The 9,961-nt window shown below is 68.9% G+C and carries 9 protein-coding genes and 1 pseudogene; all 10 read left to right on the plus strand.

What is annotated here, in order from left to right; translation table 11 throughout:
- The first annotated feature begins 40 nt into the window (after window positions 1-40).
- A complete protein-coding gene (locus tag AC5IG3_RS18385) occupies window positions 41-1,111 on the plus strand; it encodes a LacI family DNA-binding transcriptional regulator (protein WP_491907756.1) in 1,071 nt (356 codons plus the stop codon).
- A gap of 151 nt (window positions 1,112-1,262) precedes the next feature.
- A complete protein-coding gene (locus AC5IG3_RS18390; RefSeq protein ID WP_491907740.1) occupies window positions 1,263-2,435 on the plus strand; it encodes an ABC transporter ATP-binding protein in 1,173 nt (390 codons plus the stop codon).
- A gap of 17 nt (window positions 2,436-2,452) precedes the next feature.
- Window positions 2,453-4,504, plus strand: coding sequence for a beta-galactosidase (locus AC5IG3_RS18395; protein WP_491907741.1), 2,052 nt, complete (start codon window positions 2,453-2,455; stop codon window positions 4,502-4,504).
- A 22-nt stretch (window positions 4,505-4,526) separates the two neighbouring features.
- Complete coding sequence (locus AC5IG3_RS18400; RefSeq protein WP_491907742.1) at window positions 4,527-5,759, plus strand: ABC transporter substrate-binding protein; 1,233 nt, start codon at window positions 4,527-4,529, stop codon at window positions 5,757-5,759.
- A gap of 36 nt (window positions 5,760-5,795) precedes the next feature.
- Window positions 5,796-6,707 (plus strand): carbohydrate ABC transporter permease, encoded by a 912-nt coding sequence (locus tag AC5IG3_RS18405; protein WP_491907743.1) that lies wholly within the window; start codon window positions 5,796-5,798, stop codon window positions 6,705-6,707.
- Window positions 6,707-7,558 (plus strand): carbohydrate ABC transporter permease, encoded by an 852-nt coding sequence (locus AC5IG3_RS18410; RefSeq protein ID WP_491907744.1) that lies wholly within the window; start codon window positions 6,707-6,709, stop codon window positions 7,556-7,558. Before AC5IG3_RS18405 ends, AC5IG3_RS18410 begins: the two co-directional genes overlap by 1 nt.
- Window positions 7,559-7,588: 30 nt before the next feature.
- Window positions 7,589-7,912 carry a hypothetical protein gene (locus AC5IG3_RS18415; protein ID WP_491907745.1) on the plus strand — a complete coding sequence of 108 codons (324 nt, stop codon included), beginning with the start codon at window positions 7,589-7,591 and terminating at the stop codon, window positions 7,910-7,912.
- A complete protein-coding gene (locus tag AC5IG3_RS18420; RefSeq protein ID WP_491907746.1) occupies window positions 7,909-8,067 on the plus strand; it encodes a glycoside hydrolase family 36 N-terminal domain-containing protein in 159 nt (52 codons plus the stop codon). The genes AC5IG3_RS18415 and AC5IG3_RS18420 overlap by 4 nt, the downstream gene beginning before the upstream one ends.
- A gap of 4 nt (window positions 8,068-8,071) precedes the next feature.
- Window positions 8,072-9,736: an alpha-galactosidase gene (locus AC5IG3_RS18425; RefSeq protein ID WP_491907747.1), complete on the plus strand. Its 1,665-nt coding sequence runs from the start codon at window positions 8,072-8,074 to the stop codon at window positions 9,734-9,736.
- A 97-nt stretch (window positions 9,737-9,833) separates the two neighbouring features.
- Window positions 9,834-9,961, plus strand: a pseudogene (locus tag AC5IG3_RS18430) (galactose-1-phosphate uridylyltransferase); the annotation flags it as partial.

Here is a 9,961-nt window from a genome sequence, read left to right on the forward strand (position 1 = left end):
CCCTCGCAAACCCGCCACCCCGCCCGCGCGCCGACCCACGATGACCGATGTGGCCAAGGCCGCCGGTGTCTCGCAATCCACCGTGTCGATGGTGCTCAACAACATGAGCGGCGCCCGCCTCACCGATGCCACCCGCGCCAAGGTGCTGAGCCTGGCCGTCGAGCTGGGCTACCGCCTGCCGCGCCGTGAAGCGCCCGCGCCGCCGGCCCGCGCGTTGCAGAGCTTGCAAAACCCTCTAGCACCTCAACCCGGTGGCCTGCCCCGCAACCTGATCGGCTACCTGGTCGACGAGATTTCGACCAGCCCGCATCCGGTGGTCAGCGTCGACGGCGCACGCGACGCCGCCTGGGAGCACGACTGCCTGCTGTCGGTCATGGTCACGCGCAGCAACCCAGAGCAGGAGGCCGCCGCCATCGCCGCGCTGCGGGCGCACCCGCAGCTGCTGGGCATCATCTACTCGACCATCTTCACCCGTGCCGTCACCTTGCCGCCCGTGTTGCGGGACTCACACGACCTGCCCGTCGTGCTGCTGAACTGCCACGACGACAGCGCCAAGCGCCCCACCCTCGTGCCAGGCGAAGTGGCCGGCGGCCACACCGGCACCGACCACCTGATCGGCGCCGGCCACACGCGCATCGGCTTCATCAACGGCGAGCCGTGGATGGAAGCGGCCAAGGACCGCCTCAAGGGCTACCGCCGCGCACTGGCCACCGCCGACCTGCCGTTCGATGCCGCGCTGGTGCGCGATGGCGACTGGATGAGCGGCGGCGGCTTCGACGCCACGCTGGCGCTGATGGCGCTGCCGCGCCCGCCCACGGCGATCTTCTGCGCCAACGACCTGATGGCGCTGGGCGCGCTCGAAGCGCTGGCGCAGCTCGGCAAGAAGGTCCCCGAGGACGTGTCCGTGCTCGGCTACGACGACCAGGAAATCTCGCGCCACACCCACCCGCCGCTGACCACCATGGTGCTGCCCAACTACGAGATGGGCCGTGCCGCCGTCGAGGCCCTGCTGGCCGAGGCCGAACTGTCGCCAGAGCAGCGCGGCAGCCGCCGCCAGCTCATCAAGATCGACGGCCCGCTGGTCGAGCGCGAGACCGTGCGCCGCCGCTGAGCCTGCGGGCAGGTACGGCCTGCCCCTGCGCCGACACGTCGCGCGCCTGCCGAAGCTGGCCTAGGGTTTTCACGAATTATCGCTAATATTATTAGCAGCACAATCGCTGAAACCCAGTCCTCTTCATCAGCAGACCCGCAACGGGGCGCCCATGGCCAACATCGAACTGAAATCCGTCTTCAAGTCCTACGGCGACATGGCGCCCGTGATCCGCGATGTCAACCTGCACATCGCGCAAGGCGAGTTCTGCGTCTTCGTCGGCCCCTCGGGCTGCGGCAAGAGCACGCTGCTGCGCATGATTGCCGGGCTGGAAGACATCACCGGCGGCGAGCTGCAGATCGGCGGCCAGCGCATGAACGACGTACCGCCCGCGCACCGAGGCGTGGCCATGGTGTTCCAGACCTATGCGCTGTTCCCGCACATGTCGGTCTACGAGAACATGGCCTTCGGCCTGGGCCTGGCCAAGGTCGACAAGAAGATCATTGCCGAGAAGGTCAACGCCGCCGCCAAGGTGCTGCAGCTCGACCACCTGCTCGACCGCAAGCCCAAGGCCCTGTCGGGCGGCCAGCGCCAGCGCGTCGCCATCGGCCGCGCCATCGTGCGCGAACCCGGCGTGTTCCTGTTCGACGAGCCGCTCTCCAACCTCGACGCCGCGCTGCGCGTGCAGACCCGCTTCGAGATCGCCAAGCTGCACCGCGACTTCGGCCGCGCGAGCACCGTCTACGTCACGCACGACCAGGTCGAGGCTATGACGCTGGCCGACCGCATCCTGCTGCTCAACACCGGCGACGCCGTGGCACGCGAAGGCAGCGTGGCGCAATGCGGCAGCCCGCTGGAGCTGTACCACCGCCCGCGCAACCTGTTCGTGGCCGGCTTCATCGGCTCGCCCAAGATGAACTTCCTGCGCGGCACGCTGCAGGCCGCCACGCCCAGCCAGGCCACCGTGCGCCTGAACAGCGGCGAGGTGCTGCAAGCGGCCGTCGACGCCCGCCGCCTGCAACCCGGCGCCTCCGTCACATTGGGCATCCGCCCCGAGCACACCGAGCTGGGCACGGCCGACCAGTACATCGTCCGCCCGGTGCAGTGGCAGGAACGCCTGGGCGAGTCGACCTACCTCTACTTGGACGCCGGCGACGGCGAACACAGCCTGGCCACCGGCGGCGACGCCCTCATCACCAAGGCCCCCGGCCACGCCCACGCCGTGGCCGGCCACCGCATCGCCCTGACCCTGCCCGCCAGCGCCATCCACCTGTTCGACGACCAAGGCCACGCGCTGGAGCGGCTGATTCCCGACACCGACCTGTTGCTGCCGCAGGCGGCTTGACCTTCAAGGGCCAGCCCATGCAACTCGGCGTCTGCTACTACCCCGAACACTGGCCCAGCGAATGGTGGGCTGACGATGCGCAGCGCATGCGCGCCATGGGCATCACCTGGGTGCGGATTGCGGAGTTCGCCTGGAGCCGCATCGAGCCGTCGCCTGGCCAGTTCGACTGGACCTGGCTCGATCAGGCCATCGACACCCTGCACGCCCACGGCCTGAAGGTGGTGATGTGCACCCCCACCGCCACGCCGCCCAAGTGGCTGGTCGACGCGATGCCGGACCTGCTGGCGGTGGACGCCCGGGGCCAGCCGCGCGGCTTTGGCTCGCGGCGGCATTACTGCTTTTCGCACGCGGGCTACCGGGCCGAGTCGCGCCGCATCAGCCGCGCGGTGGCCGAGCACTACGGCCAGCATCCCGCCGTGCAGGCCTGGCAGACCGACAACGAGTACGGCTGCCACGACACGGTGCTGAGCTACTCGGCCGCAGCCCATGCCGGCTTCCGCCGCTGGCTGACGCAGCGCTACGGCACGGTCGACGCGCTCAACCGCGCCTGGGGCACGGTGTTCTGGAGCATGGAATACCGGTCCTTCGACGAGGTCGACGCACCCGTCGGCACCGTCACCGAAGCCCACCCGGCGCACCGGCTGGACTGGCAGCGCTTTGCGTCCGACGAAGTGCGCGCCTTCAACCGCGAGCAGGTCGAGATCCTGCGCGAGCACTCGCCCGGCCGGCCGGTGTCGCACAACTTCATGGGCTTCTTCACCGAGTTCAACCACCACGACGTGTCCGCCGACCTGGACATTGCCACCTGGGACAGCTACCCGCTGGGCTTCACGCAGAACTTCTTCCTGTCGGCCGATGAGAAGGCGCGTTACGCCCGCGTCGGCCACCCGGACATTCCGAGCTTTCACCACGACCTGTACCGCGGCATGTGCGCCAGCACCCGGCCGGATGCGCCCGCCCACGGCCGCTGGTGGGTGATGGAGCAGCAGCCCGGCCCGGTCAACTGGGCCAGCTGGAACCCCGCGCCGCACGACGGCATGGTGCGGCTGTGGACCTGGCAGGCCTTCGCGCACGGCGCCGAGGTGGTCAGCTACTTCCGCTGGCGCCAGGCACCGTTCGCGCAGGAGCAGATGCACACCGGGCTGCACCGGCCGGACCGCAGCGTCGATCAGGGCGGCATCGAGGCCGCACAGGTCGGTGCCGAGCTGCAGGCGCTGGCCGCGCAGGTGGAGTTGCCGGCGCAAGGCATCCGCAACCGCGTCGCGCTGGTGTTCGACTACGACAGCGTCTGGATGGCGCAGATCCAGCCGCAGGGCGAGGACTACAGCGCGATCGAGCTGCACTTCCGCGTCTACAGCGCGCTGCGGCAGCTGGGGCTGGACGTGGACATCGTCAGCCCCGCCGCGCCGCTGGACGGCTACGCGCTGATCGTGCTGCCGGTGCAACTGCACGCGTCGGCGGCACTGGTGGCGGCGCTGACGCGTGCGGCGGCAGCGGGCGCGCAGATCGTGTTCGGGCCGCGCGCGGGTTCCAAGACCCGCGCGCTGTCCATGCCCGCCGAACTGGCACCCGGCGCGCTGACGGCACTGACCGGCGTGCAGGTCCAGCGCGTGGCGTCGCTGCCGCCGGGCGTGGTCGAGGCCGTGTCCTTCAACGACGGCACCGCCACCGCCGCCCAGCGCTGGCGCGAAGACCTGGCACTGCACGGCGCCGAGGTCGAAGCCTGCTTTGACGACGGCCGCGTCGCCATCGCCCAGCGCGGCACGGTGCGTTACGTCGCCAGCTGGCTGGCCGAGACCGGCTGGCGCAAGCTGCTGCTGCGCGCCGCGCACGACGCCGGGCTGAGCACGTACGCACTGCCTGCCGACCTGCGCATCAGCCGCATCGGCACGCTGCTGCTGGTGTGCAACTTCTCCGATCAGGCGCTGCACTTTGCGCCTGTGTCGACCTCATCCGCGCCCGCCGTGCCCTTGCTGGGCCAGGCGACGCTGGCGCCCCGGGGCATCGCCCTGTGGCAGACGGCCCAGTCCCACGCTGGTGTCGACCCTGAAACCGTGGCGCCGGAATGACGCCGACAAGAGGAGACAGAAGATGACCCCGAAACACATGGCACGCTTCACCGCACTGGCCGCCGCCACGCTGATGGCGCTGTCGGCGCAGGCCGGCACGCTGGTGATCAACACCGACGCCTCCGACCCGGCGCCCAAGGCCGCCTGGGAGGCGATGGCCAAGGGCTTCATGGCCGCCAACCCGGACGTGACGGTCAAGATCAACACCTTCGACCACGAAGGCTTCAAGACCTCGATCCGCAACTTCCTGTCGGCCGAGGCGCCGGACATCGTCACCTGGTACGCCGGCAACCGCATGGCGCCGTTCGTCAACGCCGGCCTGTTCGAGGACGTGTCCGACGTCTGGGCTAAGGAAGGCCTGAACGACAAGCTGAAAAGCGCCGCCGCCTCGATGACCCAGAAGGGCAAGCAGTGGGGCGTGCCCTACACCTACTACCAGTGGGGCATCTACTACCGCAAGGACATCTTCGCCAAGAACAACATCGCCGTGCCGAGCGACTGGAAGGGCCTGCTGGCCGCCAGCGCGACGCTGAAGAAGGCCGGCGTGACCCCGTTCGCCATCGGCACTAAGGCGCTGTGGCCCACCGGCGGCTGGTTCGACTACCTGAACATGCGCGTCAACGGCTACGAGTTCCACATGGACCTCACCGCCGGCAAGGTGCCCTACACCGACAAGCGCGTGCAGGCCGTGTTCGACCGCTGGGACGAGCTGACCAAGCCGGGCTACTACCTGGCCAACCACGGCAGCTACGACTGGCAGGACGCCGTGCCCGCCTTCGTCAAGGGCGAGGCCGCCATGTACCTGATGGGCAACTTCGCGGTCGACCCGTTCAAGAAGGGCGGCCTCAGCGAAGACCAGCTGGGCTTCATGCAGTTCCCGAAGATCAACAACGTGCCGATGGCCGAGGACGCGCCGACCGACACCATCCACATCCCGAGCAAGGCCAAGAACAAGGTCGACGCCAAGCGCTTCCTGGCCTATGCGGCCAGCGCCAAGGTGCAGGGCGAGGTCAACGCCATCCTGGGTCAGCTGCCGGTCAACAAGGACGCCACCAAGCCGACCGACGTCTACCTGAAGGACGGCTTCGCGATGCTGTCGAGCGCCTACGCGCTGGGCCAGTTCTACGACCGCGACGCGCCCGCCGAGATGGCCAAGGCCGGCATGGAAGGCTTCCAGAAGTACATGACCAAGCCGGAGACGCGCAAGGAGGTGCTGGAGCGCCTCGAGCAAGTCCGCAAGCGCGTCTACAAGTGATCGCGTGATCAACTGAACCGACCGCCGGACACGACCATGAGCACACCCGCCACGCCGCCGACCTTTTCCTGGTGGACCCGCCATCAGCGGCAAGTCGCGCCGTGGCTGTTCCTGCTGCCGGCCATGGCCATGTTCGCGGTCTACGTGATCGCGCCGATCTTCCAGTCGATCGCGATCAGCTTCTACGACTGGGACGGCCTGGGCGAGGCCACCTGGATCGGCCTGGGCAACTACTTCGAGCTGGCCAGCGACCCGGACTTCCGCACCGCGCTGAAGAACAACCTGATCTGGCTCGCCGGCTTCCTGCTGGCAGTGCCGGCCGGCCTGGGCCTGGCGCTGCTGCTGAACCAGACGGTGTTCGGCATCCGCGCGGTCAAGTCGCTGTTCTTCTTTCCGTTCGTGATCTCGCAGGGCGTGATCGGGCTGATCTTCACCTGGTTCTACCTGCCCATCAGCGGGCTGTTTCCGCAGTTGATGGCCATGCTGGGCGTGCCGGACGTGGCGGTGCTGTCGGACGAGCGCTGGGTGACCTACGGCATCGTCGCCGCCGGCCTCTACCCGCAAATCGCCTACACGATGATCCTGTACCTCACCGGCCTGAACAACGTGCGCCCGGACCTGATCGAGGCCGCACGCCTGGAAGGCGCCCAGGGCTGGTCGATGCTGTGGCACGTGGTGCTGCCGCAGCTGCGCCCGGCCACCTTCATCGCCGTGGTGGTGACCGTGATCGGCTCGCTGCGCAGCTTTGACATGGTCTCGATCATGACCTCGGGCGGGCCTTACGGCAGCTCGCGCGTGCTGGCGTACTACATGTACGAGCAGGCGCTGAGCGAGTACGGCTACCGCATGGGCTACGGCACCGCGATCGCCACCGTGCTGTTCGCGATCATGCTGGTCTACATCGTGTTCGTGCTGTCGCGCATCTATCGGCAAGAGAAAGACAGCTGATGTTTCCGACCCCGATTGAGAAGGCTTCGGCCCCCGTCCGCGCGCTCTACCGCGTCGGCCTGCCTGTCGCGCTGGTGGTGTGGCTGCTGCCGATCATCGCGGTGGCGCTGACGGCCATTCGCGGCCAGGGCGACATCGCGCAGGGCAATTTCTTCGGCTGGCCGAGCGAGTGGCAGCTGGTCGAGAACATCACCTCGGTGTTCAACAACACGCCCATGGCGCAGTACATGCTCAACAGCCTGCTGGTGACGGTGCCGACCGTGGCCGGCGCGCTGGCACTCAGCTGCCTGGCCGGTTTTGCGCTGGGCGTCTACCGCTTCAAGGCGAATCTGCTGGTGTTCTTCCTGTTCGTCGGCGGCAACTTCGTGCCCTTCCAGATCCTGATGGTGCCGGTGCGCGACCTGACGCTGCGGCTCGGCTTCTACGACTCCATCACCGGCCTGGTGCTGTTCCACATCGCCTTCCAGACGGGGTTCTGCACCTTCTTCATGCGCAACTTCATCCGCGACCTGCCGATGGAGCTGATCGAGGCCGCGCGCATCGAAGGCGCCAACGAGTTCCAGATCTTCTGGCGCGTGGTGCTGCCGCTGGTGCGGCCGGCGCTGGCGGCGCTGTCGGTGCTGATCTTCACCATCATCTGGAACGACTACTTCTGGGCCACCGTGCTGATCCAGGGCAACCACGCCATGCCGGTCACTGGCGGGCTGAAGTCGCTCAACGGCATGTGGGTGGCGCAGTGGCACCTGGTGTCGGCCGGCTCGATCGTGGCGGCGCTGCCGCCGGTGCTGATCTTTTTCCTGATGCAAAAACAGTTCATTGCCGGGCTCACGCTCGGCGCCAGCAAGGGCTGATCCCCAGCCCCTTCTTTTTCCTCTCTGACCATGACCTTCCTCACCCTGCACGGCCGCGCGACCAGCATCGTCCTTGAAGCCCCTGCCCACGAGGCGCCGCTGTGGCGCTACTGGGGCCCGCGCCTGCCCGACACCGCCGGCCCCGAAATGCCGCTGCGCGACAGCCGCCCGCTGCCGAGCTTCATGCTCGACTTCGACCAGCCGCTGACCGTGGCGCCCACCTTCGGCGTCGGCTGGTTCGGCCAGAGCGCGCTGCTGGCCCACCGCGACGGGCTGGACTTTGCGCAGGCCTACACACGCTGCGAGGTCGAATGGACGACGCCCGGCTCGGCGCCTGGTGCTGCACCTGCATGACGAAGTCGCCGAAGCTGCGCCTGGACCTGACGCTCACGCTCGACCCCGCCAGCGATGTGTTCACGCTGCAGTCGGTGCTGCACAACACGGGCGATGCGCCCCTCGACGTGCAATGGCTCGCCGCCGGCACGCTGATGCTGCCGGGCCAGGCCTGATGCGGTGCGCTCCTACGCCGGCCAGCACGTCCATGAGTTCATGCTGCAGACCGACCCGCTGACCCGCAGCCTGTGGCGCAAGGAAAGCCGCCGCGGCCGCACCAGCCACGACTGCTTCCCCGGCGCGGTCGTCACCACGCCCGGCACCACCGACGACGCGGGGCTGGCCTACGGCGCGCACCTGGCCTGGTCGGGCAACCACGCGCAGACCATCGAGTGGCTGCACGACGGCCTCTACCAATGGCAGATGGGCGAGTGGCTGGCGCCCGGCGAAGGCCGGCTGCAGCCAGGGCAAAGCCTGACCACGCCCGAGCTGGTCGCCACCTGCTCCACCGCCGGTCTGAACGGCGTGGCCGCCAATTTCCACGCCGAGCTGCGCGCCCGCCTGAACTGGCCGGGCAGCCAGATGCGCCCGCGCCCGGTGCACCTCAACACCTGGGAGGGCTTCTACTTCGACGTCTACCCGGACGCCGTCAAGTCGCTGGCCGATGCGGCCGCCAAGGTCGGCATCGAGCGCTTCGTGCTCGACGACGGCTGGTTCCAGGGCCGCCACCACGACCGCGCCGCCCTGGGCGACTGGTGGCCGGACTCGACCAAGTTTCCCGACGGCCTGGGCGACCTGATCACCCACGTCAACGCACTCGGCATGGGCTTTGGCCTGTGGGTCGAGCCCGAGATGGTCAACCCCGACAGCGAGCTGTTCCGCGCCCACCCCGACTGGGCGCTGCAGGTGGCCGGCCGGCCGCTGCTGACGGCGCGCAACCAGCTGGTGCTCGACATCTCGCGGCCTGAAGCCGCGGACTACCTGTTCGACAAGATCAGTGCGCTGCTGGCCGCCCACCCGATCGAGTACCTGAAGTGGGACCACAACCGGGATCTGGCGCCCGCAGGTCTCGCGAACGGGACGGCGGGCTACCGCGCCCAGGTCCACGCCGCCTATGCGCTGATGGCACGGCTGCGCGCGGCGCACCCGCAGGTCGAGATCGAAAGCTGCTCGGGCGGCGGCGGCCGCATCGACTTCGGCGTGCTGCGCCACACGCACCGGGTCTGGACCAGCGACTGCATCGATGCGCTGTCGCGCGTGGCCATCCAGCGTGGCTTTCTGCAGTTCTTCCCACCCGAGATCATGGGCGCGCACGTGGGCACCGCGCCGTCGCACACCACCGGGCGCACGCAGGCCATGGCCTTCCGCGCGGCGGTGGCGCTGCCGGGTCACCTGGGCGTGGAGCTGGACGTGCGGCACCTGAACGAGGCCGATACCGCCGAGCTGGCCGGCTGGATTGCCGTCTACAAGCAACTGCGCGACCGCCTGCACACCGGCCAGGTCTGGCAAGGCACAGGCGAGGACAGCCTGGTCTGGCAGGCCCACGGCGATGCCGAGGCCCGCGACGTCGTGCTGCTGGCCTACCGCCCGCTGCCCAGCTCGCACCGCTATGCGCCCACGCTGCGCCTGCCGATGCTCGATGCCACGGCGCGCTACATCGTGCGCGAGGTGCTGCCCGCCAACACCGTGCGCCCGACGGGCCGCCACCACACCGCGCCCTTCTTCGACGCCATCAACACGCCCGAAGGCCTGACGGTGGACGGCGCCTGGCTGGCCCACGCCGGCCTGCCGATGCCGCGCGCGCATGCGGAGACGGCGTTCATCGTGCGACTGGAGCGGGTGTGATGACCGGCACCACCCACCTCCGTCATTCCCGCGCAGGCGGGAATCCAGCGCACGCCACCACCCCACTGGATTCCCGCCTGCGCGGGAATGACGGCACATGACTCCCTTCAACCCCGCCGACCACAGCCACCGCCGCCGCAATCCGCTGACCGGCCAGTGGGTGCTGGTGTCGCCGCACCGCAGCAAGCGCCCGTGGCAGGGCCAGACCGAGGCGGCGGCCGACGA

This window comes from Leptothrix sp. (in: b-proteobacteria) (assembly GCF_965250675.1).
Lineage (GTDB): Bacteria > Pseudomonadota > Gammaproteobacteria > Burkholderiales > Burkholderiaceae_C > Sphaerotilus.

What these genes read in the sequence shown, in the direction of transcription:
- AC5IG3_RS18385 (WP_491907756.1), top strand. Translation starts at nt 41, where the DNA reads ATGACCGATGTGGCCAAGGCCGCCGGTGTCTCGCAATCCACCGTGTCG.
- AC5IG3_RS18390 (WP_491907740.1), top strand. Translation starts at nt 1,263, where the DNA reads ATGGCCAACATCGAACTGAAATCCGTCTTCAAGTCCTACGGCGACATG.
- AC5IG3_RS18395 (WP_491907741.1), top strand. Translation starts at nt 2,453, where the DNA reads ATGCAACTCGGCGTCTGCTACTACCCCGAACACTGGCCCAGCGAATGG.
- AC5IG3_RS18400 (WP_491907742.1), top strand. Translation starts at nt 4,527, where the DNA reads ATGACCCCGAAACACATGGCACGCTTCACCGCACTGGCCGCCGCCACG.
- AC5IG3_RS18405 (WP_491907743.1), top strand. Translation starts at nt 5,796, where the DNA reads ATGAGCACACCCGCCACGCCGCCGACCTTTTCCTGGTGGACCCGCCAT.
- AC5IG3_RS18410 (WP_491907744.1), top strand. Translation starts at nt 6,707, where the DNA reads ATGTTTCCGACCCCGATTGAGAAGGCTTCGGCCCCCGTCCGCGCGCTC.
- AC5IG3_RS18415 (WP_491907745.1), top strand. Translation starts at nt 7,589, where the DNA reads ATGACCTTCCTCACCCTGCACGGCCGCGCGACCAGCATCGTCCTTGAA.
- AC5IG3_RS18420 (WP_491907746.1), top strand. Translation starts at nt 7,909, where the DNA reads ATGACGAAGTCGCCGAAGCTGCGCCTGGACCTGACGCTCACGCTCGAC.